The organism is Pseudomonas sp. rhizo66 (assembly GCF_031931925.1).
Taxonomy (GTDB): Bacteria; Pseudomonadota; Gammaproteobacteria; order Pseudomonadales; family Pseudomonadaceae; genus Aquipseudomonas.
On the sequence record NZ_JAUJWZ010000002.1, the window covers coordinates 430,021 to 445,088 of the forward strand.

Sequence of the window (15,068 nt, forward strand, 5' to 3'; positions counted from 1 at the left end):
CTTGATGTCAGTCAACCGAGCGCCAAGCCTAGCCCCTTTTTCGGCTAATAACCGTGACCGGGCAGTTCTCTGCGCAAGCCGAGCACGGCGGCCCACTGTTCGGCCGTCACGGGCATGACCGACAGGCGACTGCCTTTTTGCACCAGCGGCATGTCGGCCAGCGCGGTCTGCTGCTTGAGGTAATCCAGCTTCAATACCCGGACGAACGTCTCGACGTGCGCAACATCGATCGCGCTCCAGGCATTTTTCTCGGGTGTAGCCTTCGGATCGAAGTAATGACTCTCTGGCTCCAGTGCGGTGGGATCCGGGTACGCCGCGACGATTATTTTGCCGATTCCGGCAATACCCGGTTCCGGGCAGCTGGAATGGTAGAAAAAGAACTCGTCGCCCACCGCCATCGCCCGCAGGAAGTTACGCGCCTGATAGTTGCGAACCCCGTCCCAGCGCGCTGTGCCGAGTTTTTCCAGGCCTTTGATCGAGAGTTCGTCGGGCTCGGACTTCATCAGCCAATAGGCCATGGTTTTTTGCTCCTGAAACGGTCATTGGGCAGGTTGTCGGGCAATTTTATGACAAACCGACAGTCGGTTGACGTCAGCGTTTGCGCGCAGGTTCACGTTGTCGCAAAATGCCGGCCTTTAAAGCTTGACGCTGCTGCACGGCCTACAAACGGAAACCGCTGCTGTCATCGTGATGATGTGCCTTGAGGGGGGCAATCGATGAAACGCAAACCGGATTTACTATGGACTTTGGTAATTTTGTTTGGCCTGGGTGTCGTAACCACCGGTTATGCGCAGAGCCTGTGGTCCAACAAGACCGATGCGCCGATTGAAGTCGCGCAACAGGTGCAACAGTCGACAGCTTTCAAGCGCTGAAACGAATTTTTCGACGCCGCTGATCTGCGCGGCGTCCTATCCTGCGAAATACCACGCCTTGTCGCTGACCGTGCCTTGTAACGGTACATCCCAACTGGCCTGCGCCAAGCGTTCGACCTTCTGACACTCATGGGCCAGGCCCAGCAGCGTCGGCTTGCGCCAGTTTTTGCGCCGAGCCAGATACGCCAGGCTGCGATCATAGAAACCGCCGCCCATCCCCAGTCGCCCGCCGACATCGTCAAACCCTACCAACGGCAATAACACCAGATCCAGTGCCCAGACCTTGCGTTGCTGTGCCAGATTGGCTCGCGGCTCGAGAATGCGGAAGCGATTGGGTTTGAGTTTTTCTCCCGGGCGAATACGCTGGAAAACCATTTTGGTCCGCGGCCAGGCGCTGAGTACCGGCAGATACGTCGCTTTACCCCGACGCTGCGCTTCACGCAGCAACAGACGCGGATCGATTTCACCGTCGGTGGGTAAATACAGAGAGATATGTTTGGCCCGGCGAAAGTGCGGGTCTTGTGCCAGTTGCCGGTACAGGCCTTTGGCGGCCTGGCGTTGTTCGCTTTTGCTCAGCGAACGGCGCGCCTTGCGCAGCAGGCGGCGGAGTTGCGGGCGGGGCAGCAACGCGGGTTCGGTCATGGTTCGGCTTCGGCAGGTTGGACGAAAACGTACGCATAAAAAATCCGATGGCGGTTTTCACCGACATCGGATTCGAATCAGGCTCCCCGGATGAACCGCTGTCAACTTAGCCCTTGAACCCGAAAGTTCAAGGTGGAAGATGCAGTAGACTTTAAGGCTTTCCGTCTAGCGGACATGCACACCAGCCCAACGTGCAACTTCCAGGGTAGTGCGAATCGGCTCAGGGACATCGTCAACTGGCAAGCACCCCAGGGAGTGCCGCGAGTATACCGCAAGCGGCCGGTTGAATCAGCCCTTGCTGGTGTTCTGATCGTCGGCGAGCACCAGATCGACACGATCGAGCAAGTCGCGCACCTGTTCACGGGTCGAACCGCTGGCCTGGATATCCGGACGCTCTTCTTTGTGCAAGAGGTCGTGGGTGATGTTCAGCGCGGCCATCACGGCGATACGGTCGGCACCGATGACTTTGCCGCTGCTGCGGATCTCGCGCATCTTGCCATCCAGGTAGCGCGCGGCACTCACCAGATTGCTGCGTTCTTCCTGCGGGCAGATGATCGAATACTCTTTGTCGAGGATCTGCACGGTGACGCTATTGCTTGAACTCATGAGTCTTGCTCCAGGGCCTTGAGGCGCGAAATCATCGATTCGACCTTACGCCGGGCGATTTCGTTTTTTTCAATGAGGTGAGCGCGTTCCTCGCGCCAGGTTTTTTCCTGAGCTAGTAAGAGTGCATTTTGACTCTTTAGTTGCTCGACTCGGCCAATCAGCAGTTCGAGTCTGGCCATCAGCGCTTGCAGGTCGGTGTCTTCCATTGTGTCCACGTGTTCGTCTGATGGGAGATAGCTGGCGGACAGCCTTTAATAGTCTTGGCGAGTCTGTCGATGTAGGATACAAGGCCTTCATTCTAGACATAGCGCCGTCTGGCGCCTAGCTGCCCATGACCAATGCGAATTCCCCGTACCAAGCCTTTGCCACCCTGCTGACTTCCAGCGGCCACAACGTCTCGCCTGCCGAACTGCATGGCCTGCTGCTCGGGCGCAGTTGCGCCGGTGCCGGCTTCAATGCCGAAGAGTGGCTGATTGATGCTGCCGAGTTGCTCGAAAGCGAACCGCAGGACAATGTCCGCAACGCCTTGATCGGCCTGCAAGAGATGGTCAAAGGCGAGCTGACCGGCGACGACGTCACTGTCGTTCTGCTGCTGCCGACCGATGACGCGCCGCTGACTGACCGCGCCGCTGCTCTGGGCCAATGGTGCCAAGGCTTCCTCAGCGGTTTCGGCCTGAACTGCCGCGACAGCAGCATGCTCAGCACTGAAGCCACCGAAGTGCTGCAGGATCTGGCGGCGATCTCTCAGGTGCAAGACGCCCTCGAAGAATCCGAAGACGGCGAAACCGACTACATGGAAGTCATGGAATACCTGCGCGTCGCGCCGCTGCTGCTGTTCTCGGAAACCAAGAAAGCCGACGTGCCGCCAGCCGCCAAGCCGTCGCTGCATTAATCGCGTGCCAGGGAAAGCCATCTGCCCATGACCCATATCCCGAAAGCGGAATACAGCCGTCGCCGCAAGGCCCTGATGGCGCAGATGGAACCCAACAGCATCGCAATCCTGCCTGCCGCCGCGGTGGCAATTCGCAACCGCGACGTCGAGCATGTCTACCGTCAGGACAGCGACTTCCAGTACCTCAGCGGATTCCCAGAGCCGCAAGCCGTCATCGTCTTGATGCCCGGCCGTGAACATGGCGAGTACGTGCTGTTCTGCCGTGAGCGCAACGCCGAACGCGAATTGTGGGACGGCTTGCGCGCAGGCCAGGAAGGCGCGATCCGCGATTTCGGTGCCGACGACGCTTTCCCTATTACCGATATCGACGACATCCTCCCGGGCCTGATCGAAGGCCGCGACCGGGTGTATTCGGCGATGGGCAGCAACCCGGAATTCGATCGGCACCTGATGGACTGGATCAATGTGATCCGCTCCAAGGCGCACCTCGGCGCCCAGCCGCCGAACGAATTCGTTGCCCTGGATCATCTGCTGCATGACATGCGCCTGTATAAATCGGCGGCAGAAGTGAAGGTGATGCGCGAAGCCGCACGGATCTCGGCGCAAGCCCATATCCGCGCGATGCAGGCCAGCCGGGCCGGGCTTTACGAGTACAGCCTCGAAGCCGAACTCGATTACGAATTCCGCAAGGGTGGGGCGAAGATGCCGGCCTACGGCTCGATCGTCGCCGCCGGGCGCAACAGCTGCATCCTGCATTACCAGCAGAATGACGCGCTGCTCAAGGACGGCGACCTGGTATTGATCGACGCCGGTTGCGAGATCGACTGCTACGCCAGTGACATCACCCGCACCTGGCCGGTCAACGGCAAGTTTTCGCCCGAGCAGAAAGCGATCTATGAGTTGGTGCTGGCCTCGCAGGAAGCCGCGTTCGCCGAAATCGCCCCGAACAAGCACTGGAATCAGGCGCACGAAGCCACGGTTCGCGTTATCACCACGGGGTTGGTGAAACTCGGTTTGCTGCAGGGTGAGGTCGACGAGTTGATCGCCAGCGAAGCTTATAAAGCCTTTTACATGCACCGCGCCGGTCACTGGCTGGGCATGGATGTACACGACGTTGGCGAGTACAAGGTCGGCGGCGAATGGCGAGTGCTCGAGGTCGGCATGGCGCTGACCGTGGAGCCGGGCATCTACATCGCCCCGGACAATCAGAACGTCGCGAAGAAATGGCGCGGCATTGGCGTACGCATCGAGGACGACGTGGTGGTGACCAGAACCGGTTGTGAAATCCTCACCAGCGGCGTGCCGAAAACCGTCGCTGAAATCGAAGCGCTGATGGCGCAAGCAAGGACACACGCGGCATGAGTCGAGTCAATCTGGCAATCATCGGTGGCGGCCTGGTCGGCGCCAGTCTGGCGTTGGCCTTGCAGGCCGGGGCCAAGGCCTGTGGCTGGAAGATCGTGCTGATCGAACCGTTTGCACCGGGCGACAGTTGGCAGCCGAGCTACGACGCCCGTTCATCGGCGCTGTCCTTCGGTTCGCGGCAGATTTATCAACGGCTGGGCGTGTGGCAGGAAATCTCCCGTCGCGCCGAGCCGATCAAACAGATTCACGTGTCCGACCGTGGCCGTTTCTCCACCGCGCGCTTGTCGGCGATGGAAGAAGGCGTGCCTGCGCTCGGTTACGTGGTGGAAAACGCCTGGCTCGGCCAGTGCCTGTGGCAACACATCGACAAAGACGTAATCAGTTGGCGCTGCCCGGCGGAAGTCACGCGCATGGAACCGCTGCCCGACGGCTATCGCCTGACCCTCAACGATGAAACCACCCTTGAATGCGACCTCGCGGTGCTTGCCGATGGCGGTCGTTCCGGGCTGCGCGAACAGTTGGGCATCAACGTGCGCAAGCGTCCGTACAACCAGAGCGCGCTGATCGCCAACATCACCCCGAGCGAAGCACACAACGGCATGGCCTTCGAGCGCTTCACCGACGAAGGGCCGATGGCCTTGCTGCCGCTGCCGGACAACCGCTGCGCATTGGTCTGGACCCGTCTGGGCATGGACGCGCAACGTCTGGCGGATTTGAGCGAGCGTGATTTCCTCAGCGAATTGCAGGGGGTGTTCGGTTATCGCCTCGGCACGCTGAAACAGGTTGGTGCGCGGCATTTGTATTCGTTGTCGCTGGTCGAAGCCGAAGAACAAGTGCGCTCGCACCTGGCCGTGCTTGGTAACGCGGCGCACAGCCTGCACCCGATTGCCGGCCAGGGTTTCAACCTGTCGCTGCGCGACGCTGATGCCTTGGCCGCTGCGCTGTTGGCCAGCGACAAGCCGTTGGGCGACTTCGCCACGTTGCAGGCGTATCGCGAGCGTCAGCGTCTCGATCAGGATCTCACCGTCGGTTTCTCCGATCAGGTCACGCGCTTGTTCGGCAGCACACAACCGCTGGTTTCGCTGGGGCGTAACATCGGCCTGCTCGGCCTCGACCTGTTGCCGCCGGCCAAGCGCTGGTTTGCCCGTCAGGCGATGGGGTTGGGAACGCGTCCGGATGCTTAAGTGGCTGACCGCAAAATTCGGCAAGGCGCGACTGATGCGCTGGGTGATGACGTTCTACCCGCCGTACCTTGGCGCCTGTGTTCGGGTTCGGCATATCAGCGATGACTTCCGCGACGTTCAGGTGTCGATGGGGCTGGGCTGGTACAACCGTAACTATGTCGGCACGCAGTTTGGCGGCAGTCTGTATTCGATGGTCGATCCGTTCTTCATGCTGATGCTCATGGAAAACCTCGGCTCGCGCTACATCGTCTGGGACAAGGCTGCCGATATCGACTTCATTGCACCGGGCAAAGGCCCGGTGTTCGCCCGGTTCACCATCGACGAGACACTGCTCGCCGAGATCCGCCGGCAAACCGCCAATGGCGAGAAATACCTGCCGCAGTTGCAGGTCGACATTCATGACGGCGCCGGCAACCTCGTGGCGCGGGTCGGTAAAACCCTTTACGTGCGGCTCAAGCCGCAAGCGAGACAGGCTTAAAGCATGGAAATGCGCGCAGATCTGCTGATTGTCGGAGCCGGAATGGTCGGCAGCGCCCTGGCGCTGGCGTTGCAGGACAGCGGGCTGGAAGTCCTGCTGCTCGACGGCAGCCCGCTGAGCGTCAAACCCTTCGACGCCGAAGCCGCTTTTGAGCCGCGAGTAAGTGCCTTGTCGGCAGCCAGCCAGCGCATTCTTGAACGCCTCGGCGTCTGGGAAGGCATCGCCAAGCGGCGCAGTAGCCCGTACACCGACATGCATGTCTGGGACGGCAGCGGCACCGGGCAGATTCATTTCTCGGCAAGCAGCGTGCATGCCGATGTGCTTGGTCATATCGTCGAAAACCGCGTGGTGCAGGATGCCTTGCTCGACCGTTTGCACGATTGCGATCTGGGCATGCTGGCCAATGCGCGGCTGGAGCAGATGCGCCGCTCGGGCGATGACTGGTTGCTGACGCTGGCCGATGGTCGCCAGTTGCGTGCGCCGTTGGTGATCGCGGCGGACGGTGCCAATTCGGCGGTCCGCCGCCTCACCGGGGTGGCCACGCGCGAGTGGGATTATCTGCATCACGCCATCGTCACCAGTGTGCGCAGCAGCAAACCGCACCAAATGACCGCGTGGCAGCGCTTTACCGATTACGGGCCATTGGCGTTTCTGCCGCTGGAGCGTGAGGGGCAGCAGGATTGGTGTTCGATCGTCTGGTCGACCAAGCCGAGCGAAGCCGAGCGCTTGATGGCGCTGGATGAAGCGGATTTCTGCCGAGAGCTGGAGCGTGCCTTTGAAGGTTGTCTCGGCGAAGTCATCAGTGCCGATCCGCGACTGTGCGTGCCGCTGCGTCAGCGTCATGCCAAACGTTACGTGGCTGAAGGCCTGGCGTTGATCGGTGATGCGGCGCACACCATTCACCCGTTGGCGGGGCAGGGTGTCAACCTGGGTTTCCTTGATGCGGCGGTGTTGGCGGAAGTGCTGTTGCAGGCGGCGGAGCGCGGTGAGCGTTTGGCGGATGTGAAGGTGCTGAGCCGTTACGAACGCCGCCGCATGCCGCACAACCTGGCGCTGATGGCGGCGATGGAAGGGTTTGAGCGGTTGTTCCAGGCCGATCCGTTGCCGGTGCGCTGGTTGCGTAATGCCGGGTTGAAGCTGGTGGAGCAGATGCCGGAGGCGAAAGCTCTATTTGTGCGTGAAGCCCTTGGCTTGACCGGCGATCTTCCGGCCCTCGCCAAACCCTGACCTCTCCATTGAGGCTGATGGCCTCTTCGCGAGCAGGCTCGCTCCCACATTTGAAATGCATTCCAATGTGGGAGCGAGCCTGCTCGCGAAGGGCCAGAACAGCCACCACAAATTTCAGGCTGTGCAACATCTGGTAACTCCTTGCCCAAGTGATCGATTGAGCTGGTAAATGTGAGTCCTTATCATTTGGCCCACATTTTCCGACCGAGAGACCACTCCCATGTTGGCACCCAAGCGTCTTCTGACCGCACTGGCCTTGACCCTGATCGGCAGCACAACGGCCCAGGCCGCTGATGAAGTGGTGGTTTACTCGTCGCGCATCGATGAGCTGATCAAACCAGTGTTCGATGCTTACACCGCGAAAACCGGGGTGAAGATCAAGTTCATCACCGACAAGGAAGCGCCGCTGATGCAGCGCATCAAGGCCGAAGGTGAAAACGCTACTGCCGACCTGTTGCTCACCGTTGACGCCGGCAACCTCTGGCAGGCCGAGCAGATGGGCATCCTTCAGCCGTTCACCTCGAAAACCATCGACGCCAACATTCCGCTGCAATATCGCTCGTCCACTCACGCCTGGACCGGCCTGAGCCTGCGCGCGCGGACCATCGCCTACTCCACCGAACGCGTGAAGCCGGGTGAGCTGACCACCTACGAAGCGCTGGCCGACAAAAACTGGGAAGGGCGTCTGTGCCTGCGCACCGCGAAGAAGGTCTACAACCAGTCGCTGACTGCGACCATGATCGAAGTCCATGGCGCCGAGAAGACCGAGAAGATTCTCAAGGGCTGGGTCAACAACCTGTCCACCGACGTGTTCTCCGATGACGTTGCAGTGCTTGAAGCGATCAACGCCGGGCAGTGCGATGTCGGCATCGTCAACACCTACTACTACGGTCGTCTGCACAAGCAAAAGCCAGAGCTGCCGGTGAAACTGTTCTGGCCGAATCAGGCCGATCGTGGCGTGCACGTGAACCTGTCGGGCATTGGCCTGACCAAGCACGCTCCGCACCCGGAAGCAGCCAAGGCTTTGGTTGAATGGATGACCACGCCTGAGGCGCAGAAGATTTTCGCTGACGTGAACCAGGAGTTCCCGGCCAACCCGGCGGTGGCACCTTCGGAAGAAGTGGCGGCGTGGGGCAAGTTTGTCGCTGATACCTTGCCGGTGGAAGTGGCGGGCAAGCGTCAGGCTGAGGCGATCCGGATGATGGATCGGGCGGGCTGGAACTGAGTCTGCTGCTGTAGAGAGCAAAAGATCGCAGCCTTCGGCAGCTCCTACATGAGATCACCTGTAGGAGCTGCCGAAGGCTGCGATCTTTTTGCTTTTTTCCCTAAACTCCACGATTTTCCCGCGAGACCTTCGAAGTGGCCCACCCCGCCCAACGCCGCTGGTACCCCATCGTCTTCGCCATCGCCGCGCTGGTGCTGTTGCCCCTGAGCGTTCTGCTGCTCTCCTGGCAGACCATCGACCAGCAAATCTGGTCGCACTTGTGGCAAACCCAGATGCCGCGTCTGCTCGGCAACACCCTGACGCTGGTCGTTGGCGTCGGTGTCGGTGTGACGCTGCTGGGTGTCAGCCTCGCCTGGCTCACCAGCCTCTGCGAATTCCCCGGTCGGCGCTGGCTCGATTGGGCGTTGATGCTGCCCTTTGCCATTCCCGCCTACGTGCTGGCCTTCGTTTTCGTCGGCCTGCTGGATTTTGCCGGCCCGGTGCAAACCCTGCTGCGCGAATGGTTCGGCACGGGCCTGCGGCTGCCACGGGTGCGCTCCACCGGCGGGGTGATTGTGGTGTTGGTGCTGGTTTTCTATCCCTACGTTTACCTGTTGGCGCGCACTGCATTCCTTGCCCAGGGCAAGGGCCTGATGGAAGCGGCGCGGGTGCTCGGCCAGTCGCCATGGCAGGCCTTTTGGCGTGTCGCGTTGCCGATGGCGCGTCCGGCCATTGGTGCCGGCGTGGCGTTGGCGCTGATGGAAACCCTGGCGGATTTCGGCGCGGTGTCGGTGTTCAACTTCGACACCTTCACCACGGCGATCTACAAGACCTGGTACGGCTTCTTCAGCCTGTCGAGCGCGGCGCAACTGGCCAGCCTGTTGCTGCTGGTGGTGATGCTGGTGCTCTACGGCGAGCGTCGAGCACGCGGCGCCAACCGGGCAAGCACCGAGCGGCCACGGGTGAAAGCGCTGTATCACTTGCACGGGCTCAAGGCGTTCGCGGCGATGAGCTGGTGCGGCCTGGTGTTCGCCTGCGCCTTCGTCATTCCGCTGCTGCAACTGATCGTCTGGTTCTGGCAGCGCGGCCGTTTCGATCTGGATGAGCGCTATGCCGGGCTGATCCTGCACACCCTGTATCTGGGCGGCATGGCAGCGCTGATTACCGTCAGTGTTGCGCTGCTGCTGGCGTTTGCCCGGCGGCTGGCGCCGACACAGGCGATCAACTCGGGTGTTGGTCTGGCCAACCTGGGCTACGCCTTGCCGGGTTCGGTGCTGGCCGTGTCGATCATGCTGGCGTTCAGTTATCTGGATCGCGAACTGGTGATTCCGCTCTCCGCTTGGTTCGGTGGTGCGGGCAAGCCTTTGCTGCTGGGCAGTCTGGCGGCGTTGCTGATGGCCTATCTGGTGCGCTTTATTGCCGTGGCTTATGGGCCGCTGGAAAGCAGTCTGGCGCGTATACGGCCCTCTTTGCCCGAAGCAGCACGTAGCCTGGGTGTCAGTGGGCCGCGACTGTTTTTCAAAGTGTATCTGCCGCTGTTGCTGCCCGGCACGTTGAGTGCGGCGTTACTGGTGTTTGTCGATGTGCTCAAGGAAATGCCCGCGACCCTGCTGATGCGCCCGTTTGGCTGGGACACGCTAGCGGTGCGGATCTTTGAAATGACCAGCGAGGGCGAATGGGCGAGGGCATCGTTGCCGGCGCTGACGCTGGTTCTGGTCGGCTTATTGCCGGTTATCGGATTGATCCGCCGCTCGGCGCACCGAAACACTTAGTCGTCAGTCCTGAATCATGCGGCTACAATGCGCGGCATTCGGTGCGGTTCGTCTGACAGACCCGTTCGCTGAAATCGGCTGAAAGCCTTCTATTTCGCGGCTTTCACCCCGTACAGCGGCTGTCCGCACCTTCGCCACGCCCGGAAGGAGAAACCCATGGGACAGCGTACGCCTCTGTATGACCTGCATCTCGCCCTCGGCGCGAAGATGGTCGATTTTGGCGGTTGGGACATGCCACTGCATTACGGCTCGCAGGTCGAGGAGCACCACGAAGTGCGCCGCGACTGCGGGGTGTTCGATGTATCCCACATGACCGTGATCGATGTCACCGGCACCCAGGCCAAGGCCTGGCTGCAGCATTTGCTGGCCAATGACGTCGATCGTCTGCACCGCCCCGGCCGTGCGTTGTACAGCACCATGCTCAACGAGCGCGGCGGCATTGTTGACGACATGATCGTCTACCGCCTCGATGACGCTTATCGTCTGGTGGTCAACGCCTCCACCCGCGATCAGGATCTGGCCTGGATGAACGCGCAGCGCGACGGTTTTGACGTGCAACTGCACGAGCGCTCCGAGCTGGCGATGCTCGCCATTCAGGGCCCGCAGGCCCGGCACAAGATTGCCGAACTGGTGACCCAGTCCCGCGCCACGCTGATCCAGCACCTCAAACCCTTCGAAGGCTACACCGACGGTGACTGGTTCATCGCGCGTACCGGTTATACCGGTGAAGATGGTCTGGAAATCTGCCTGCCGGCCAATCAGGCGCCGGGGTTCTTCAACGACCTGGTTGGCGCCGGCATTTCCCCGATCGGCCTCGGTGCCCGCGATACCTTGCGGGTTGAAGCCGGGATGAACCTGTACGGTCAGGACATTCATCAGGACGTTTCGCCACTGGCCTCGAACATGGCCTGGAGCATTGCCTGGGAACCGGCCTCGCGCCAGTTCATCGGCCGTGCTGCGCTGGAGGCGGAAAAAGCCGCCGGCGTCGCGCACAAACTGGTCGGTCTGGTGCTGGAAGAACGTGGTGTTTTGCGCGCCCATCAAGTGGTTCGCATCGCCGATGTTGGCGAAGGGGAGATCACCAGTGGTAGTTTCTCTCCTACGCTGAGCAAATCGATTGCCCTGGCGCGTGTTCCGATGGCAACCGCCGACCGCGCCGAAGTGGAAATCCGTGGCAAGTGGTACCCGGTACGGGTGGTCAAACCGACCTTCGTACGCCATGGCAAAACTTTGATCTAACCTTTTTCCGGCGGGCATGACCGCTGACCCAATTCCGAGGACACCGAAGATGAGCAATATCCCCGCTGAACTGCGTTTTGCCGAAAGTCATGAATGGGCCCGTCTGGAAGCCGACGGCACCGTCACCGTGGGCATCAGCGATCACGCGCAGGAAGCGCTGGGCGATGTGGTGTTCGTCGAGTTGACTGAAGTGGGTAAAGTGTTTGAGGCTGGTCATGTGGCCGGCGTGGTCGAGTCGGTGAAAGCTGCTTCCGACATCTATTCGCCGGTCAGCGGTGAAGTCATCGCGATCAACGAAGATCTTGGCGGTTCGCCGGAACTGCTGAACTCCGACCCGTACGTTGCGTGGATCTTCAAAATCAAGCCAAGCGACAAGGCCGAGCTGGACAAGCTACTGGATGCAGCGGCGTACAAGGCTACCATCGGAGAGTAAGCTTTAAGCAATACCCAAAGCCCCGACCCGTCGGGGCTTTTTTATGCACGATGATTTCCCCCTGTGGGAGCGAGCCTGCTCGCTCCCACAGGGGGAAAGGGGTTGCTCTGAAAATTGACGGCGATGTGGGCTGCTATGCTGGTTTGACCGTGTTGCATTGACGCCGAGCGCCAGCCTAGAGAGAGCCCGTCATGTCCCAGTTGCCATCCCTGAGCCAGTTACGCGATCCCGATGCCTTCCTGCGCCGTCACCTCGGCCCCGATGCCGCCGAACAGCAGGCGATGCTCGACAGCCTCGGCCTTGGCAGTCGGGTTGAGCTTATCGAACAGACGGTACCGCCGGCCATCCGCCTTAACCGCGCACTGGATCTGCCACCGGCCCTCGACGAACAAGCGGCGCTGGCCAAACTGCGCGGTTACGCCGAGCAGAATCAGGTCTGGACCAGCCTGATCGGCATGGGCTATCACGGCACCCTCACGCCCACGGTCATCTTGCGCAACGTCCTGGAAAATCCCGGCTGGTACACCGCGTACACCCCGTATCAACCGGAGATCGCCCAGGGCCGGCTCGAAGCCCTGCTGAATTTCCAGCAACTGACCATCGACCTCACCGGTCTGGAACTGGCCAACGCGTCTTTGCTCGATGAGGCCACGGCGGCGGCGGAAGCCATGGCGCTGGCCAAGCGCGTAGCGAAGGCGAAGAGCAATCTGTTCTTCGTCGATGAAAACTGCCATCCACAAACCATTTCGGTGGTGCAGACCCGCGCCGAAGGTTTCGGCTTCGAATTGATCGTCGATGCTGTGGATAACCTCAAACTGCACCAGGTGTTCGGTGCGCTGTTGCAGTATCCCGATACCCATGGCGAGGTGCGTGATCTGCGCCCGCTGATCGATCACTTGCATGCGCAGCAAGCGCTGGCCTGCGTCGCCACGGATTTGCTCAGTTTGCTATTGCTGACGCCGCCGGGTGAGTTGGGCGCCGATGTGGTGTTCGGTTCATCGCAGCGCTTTGGCGTGCCGATGGGGTATGGCGGCCCGCACGCGGCGTTCTTTGCCAGCCGCGAGGAATACAAACGGGCGATTCCGGGGCGGATCATCGGCGTGTCGAAAGATGCCCGGGGCAACGTCGCGTTGCGCATGGCGTTGCAAACCCGCGAGCAACATATCCGCCGCGAGAAGGCCAACTCGAACATCTGCACCGCCCAGGTGCTGCTGGCCAACATCGCCAGTTTTTACGCGGTGTATCACGGGCCGGAAGGTTTGAAACGCATCGCCCAACGCGTGCATCGGCTGACCTGCATTCTGGCCGCCGGGCTTGAGCGCAAGGGCATCAGTCGGGTCAATGTGCAGTTCTTCGATACGCTGACGCTGGAGGTCGGCGGGGCGCAAACGGCGATCATCGAAAGCGCCCAGGCTGCGCAGATCAACCTGCGGATTCTCGGGCGCGGTCGGGTCGGGCTGAGCCTCGATGAGACCTGCGATGAACGCACCGTGGCGAAATTGTTCGATGTGCTGCTCGGCGCCGATCATGGGTTGAACGTCGAGGAACTCGACGGGGAACCCCTGACTTCGGGCATCCCCGACAACCTCCAGCGCAACACACCGTACCTGCGCCACCCGGTGTTCAACGCCCATCACAGCGAAACCGAGATGCTGCGCTATCTCAAACAACTGGAAAACAAGGATCTGGCGCTCAATCAATCGATGATTCCGTTGGGCTCGTGCACCATGAAACTCAACGCCACCAGCGAAATGATCCCCATCACTTGGCCGCAGTTCGCCAACCTGCATCCGTTCGCGCCGCGTGAGCAGGCAGTCGGTTATACGCTGATGATCGAGGAACTGGAGCGTTGGCTGTGCGCAATCACCGGGTTCGATGCGATCTGCATGCAGCCCAATTCTGGCGCTCAGGGTGAGTACGCCGGGTTGCTGGCGATCCGCAAGTATCACGAGAGCCGTCAGCAGGGAGCGCGGGAGATCTGCCTGATTCCGTCCTCGGCCCATGGCACCAACCCGGCCTCGGCGCAAATGGCCGGGATGCGCGTAGTGATCGTCGAGTGCGACGAGGCGGGCAACGTCGATCTGGAGGATCTGAAAGCGAAAGCCGCCGAGGCTGGGGATAAGTTGTCATGCCTGATGGCGACCTATCCGTCGACCCACGGTGTGTACGAGGAGGGCATCAGCGAGATCTGCGAGGTTATCCACAAGCATGGCGGTCAGGTCTACATGGACGGCGCCAACCTCAATGCGCAGGTCGGGCTGGCGCGGCCGGCGGACATCGGCGCTGATGTGTCGCACATGAATTTGCACAAGACCTTCTGCATCCCCCATGGCGGCGGTGGGCCAGGCATGGGGCCGATCGGTGTTCGTGCGCATCTGGCGCCGTTCGTCGCCAATCACCCGGTGGTGCCGATCGACGGGCCACTGGCGCAGAACGGCGCGGTCAGCGCGGCGCCCTGGGGCAGTGCGAGCATTTTGCCAATCAGCTGGATGTACATCGCCATGATGGGCCCGCAACTGGCGGATGCCAGCGAAGTGGCGATTCTGGCGGCGAACTATCTGGCCGAGCATTTATCGGGTGCGTTCCCGGTGTTGTACACCGGGCGCAACGGGCGCGTGGCTCACGAATGCATTCTCGACCTGCGGCCCTTGAAAGCGCTGACCGGGATCAGCGAAGAAGACGTCGCCAAGCGCCTGATGGATTACGGTTTCCATGCGCCGACCATGTCCTTCCCGGTGCCGGGCACCTTGATGGTCGAGCCGACCGAGAGCGAGTCGAAAGCGGAACTGGATCGTTTTATCGGCGCCATGCTGAGTATTCGCGCAGAAATCACCGAAGTGCAGAATGGCAACTGGCCGGCCGAGGACAACCCGTTGAAACGGGCACCGCATACCCTGGCGGATGTCACCGGGGTTTGGGAGCGGCCTTACAGTATTGAACAAGGCATCACCCCCGACGCGCACACCAAGGCGCACAAGTATTGGCCGGCGGTGAATCGGGTGGATAACGTTTACGGCGATCGCAACCTGTTTTGCGCCTGTGTCCCGGTGGACGATTACCGCTGAAGATCAAAAGATCGCAGCCTTCGGCAGCTCCTACCCTGATCCTTTTAGGAGCTGCCGAAGGCTGCGATCTTTTGATTTTGCTTTAAAAAAAT

15 protein-coding genes, 1 other RNA gene and 1 pseudogene are annotated in these 15,068 nt (G+C 60.9%); 12 read left to right on the plus strand and 5 right to left on the minus strand.

The features are described 5' to 3' along the window. Positions 1–44: 44 nt before the first annotated feature. Complete coding sequence (locus QZR14_RS03975) at positions 45–518, minus strand: EVE domain-containing protein (RefSeq protein WP_311995940.1); 474 nt, start codon at positions 516–518, stop codon at positions 45–47. A 198-nt stretch (positions 519–716) separates the two neighbouring features. Between QZR14_RS03975 and QZR14_RS03980 the strand changes: the two genes are divergently transcribed. Beyond that, positions 717–872 (plus strand): hypothetical protein, encoded by a 156-nt coding sequence (locus tag QZR14_RS03980; protein WP_095186895.1) that lies wholly within the window; start codon positions 717–719, stop codon positions 870–872. Between the two features lie 36 nt (positions 873–908). Here QZR14_RS03980 and QZR14_RS03985 read toward each other — a convergent pair whose 3' ends face one another. After that, positions 909–1,499 carry a 5-formyltetrahydrofolate cyclo-ligase gene (locus tag QZR14_RS03985; RefSeq protein WP_442967376.1) on the minus strand — a complete coding sequence of 197 codons (591 nt, stop codon included), beginning with the start codon at positions 1,497–1,499 and terminating at the stop codon, positions 909–911. On the opposite strand from QZR14_RS03985, the pseudogene QZR14_RS27995 reads away from it, so the two are divergent. After that, positions 1,473–1,553: pseudogene (locus QZR14_RS27995) on the plus strand (hypothetical protein); the annotation flags it as partial. The gene QZR14_RS03985 and the pseudogene QZR14_RS27995 overlap by 27 nt on opposite strands. Before the next feature lie 40 nt (positions 1,554–1,593). On the opposite strand, the gene ssrS reads toward QZR14_RS27995, so the two are convergent. From ssrS to QZR14_RS04000, 3 genes are all read right to left on the minus strand, one after another. After that, a non-coding RNA gene (ssrS, locus tag QZR14_RS03990) (6S RNA) lies at positions 1,594–1,772 on the minus strand. A 30-nt stretch (positions 1,773–1,802) separates the two neighbouring features. Next, positions 1,803–2,120: a cell division protein ZapA gene (locus tag QZR14_RS03995; RefSeq protein WP_093429754.1), complete on the minus strand. Its 318-nt coding sequence runs from the start codon at positions 2,118–2,120 to the stop codon at positions 1,803–1,805. Then, complete coding sequence (locus QZR14_RS04000; protein ID WP_007911197.1) at positions 2,117–2,326, minus strand: TIGR02449 family protein; 210 nt, start codon at positions 2,324–2,326, stop codon at positions 2,117–2,119. The genes QZR14_RS03995 and QZR14_RS04000 overlap by 4 nt, the downstream gene beginning before the upstream one ends. Positions 2,327–2,451: 125 nt before the next feature. Between QZR14_RS04000 and QZR14_RS04005 the strand changes: the two genes are divergently transcribed. The 10 genes from QZR14_RS04005 (at position 2,452) to gcvP (ending at position 14,976) form a co-directional block, all read left to right on the plus strand. After that, positions 2,452–3,012 carry a YecA/YgfB family protein gene (locus QZR14_RS04005; RefSeq protein WP_311995941.1) on the plus strand — a complete coding sequence of 187 codons (561 nt, stop codon included), beginning with the start codon at positions 2,452–2,454 and terminating at the stop codon, positions 3,010–3,012. A gap of 27 nt (positions 3,013–3,039) precedes the next feature. Further along, entirely contained in the window at positions 3,040–4,374 is a 1,335-nt protein-coding gene (gene pepP / locus QZR14_RS04010; RefSeq protein ID WP_250605740.1) for a Xaa-Pro aminopeptidase, read from the plus strand. Beyond that, complete coding sequence (gene ubiH / locus QZR14_RS04015) at positions 4,371–5,558, plus strand: 2-octaprenyl-6-methoxyphenyl hydroxylase (RefSeq protein WP_311995942.1); 1,188 nt, start codon at positions 4,371–4,373, stop codon at positions 5,556–5,558. The genes pepP and ubiH overlap by 4 nt, the downstream gene beginning before the upstream one ends. Continuing rightward, positions 5,551–6,036: a DUF4442 domain-containing protein gene (locus tag QZR14_RS04020; RefSeq protein ID WP_311995943.1), complete on the plus strand. Its 486-nt coding sequence runs from the start codon at positions 5,551–5,553 to the stop codon at positions 6,034–6,036. Before ubiH ends, QZR14_RS04020 begins: the two co-directional genes overlap by 8 nt. 9 nt (positions 6,037–6,045) lie before the next feature. Continuing rightward, positions 6,046–7,263: a 2-octaprenyl-3-methyl-6-methoxy-1,4-benzoquinol hydroxylase gene (locus tag QZR14_RS04025; RefSeq protein WP_311995962.1), complete on the plus strand. Its 1,218-nt coding sequence runs from the start codon at positions 6,046–6,048 to the stop codon at positions 7,261–7,263. Positions 7,264–7,483: 220 nt separating this feature from the next. Then, a complete protein-coding gene (locus QZR14_RS04030) occupies positions 7,484–8,488 on the plus strand; it encodes an extracellular solute-binding protein (RefSeq protein WP_024014737.1) in 1,005 nt (334 codons plus the stop codon). A gap of 134 nt (positions 8,489–8,622) precedes the next feature. Continuing rightward, positions 8,623–10,239 carry an ABC transporter permease gene (locus tag QZR14_RS04035; RefSeq protein ID WP_250605744.1) on the plus strand — a complete coding sequence of 539 codons (1,617 nt, stop codon included), beginning with the start codon at positions 8,623–8,625 and terminating at the stop codon, positions 10,237–10,239. Positions 10,240–10,395: 156 nt separating this feature from the next. Then, a complete protein-coding gene (gcvT, locus tag QZR14_RS04040) occupies positions 10,396–11,478 on the plus strand; it encodes a glycine cleavage system aminomethyltransferase GcvT (RefSeq protein ID WP_250605745.1) in 1,083 nt (360 codons plus the stop codon). A gap of 49 nt (positions 11,479–11,527) precedes the next feature. Then, positions 11,528–11,911, plus strand: coding sequence for a glycine cleavage system protein GcvH (gene gcvH / locus QZR14_RS04045; protein ID WP_311995944.1), 384 nt, complete (start codon positions 11,528–11,530; stop codon positions 11,909–11,911). Positions 11,912–12,102: 191 nt separating this feature from the next. Beyond that, positions 12,103–14,976, plus strand: a complete 2,874-nt coding sequence (gene gcvP / locus QZR14_RS04050; RefSeq protein WP_311995945.1) for an aminomethyl-transferring glycine dehydrogenase — start codon at positions 12,103–12,105, stop codon at positions 14,974–14,976. Positions 14,977–15,068 lie beyond the last annotated feature (92 nt).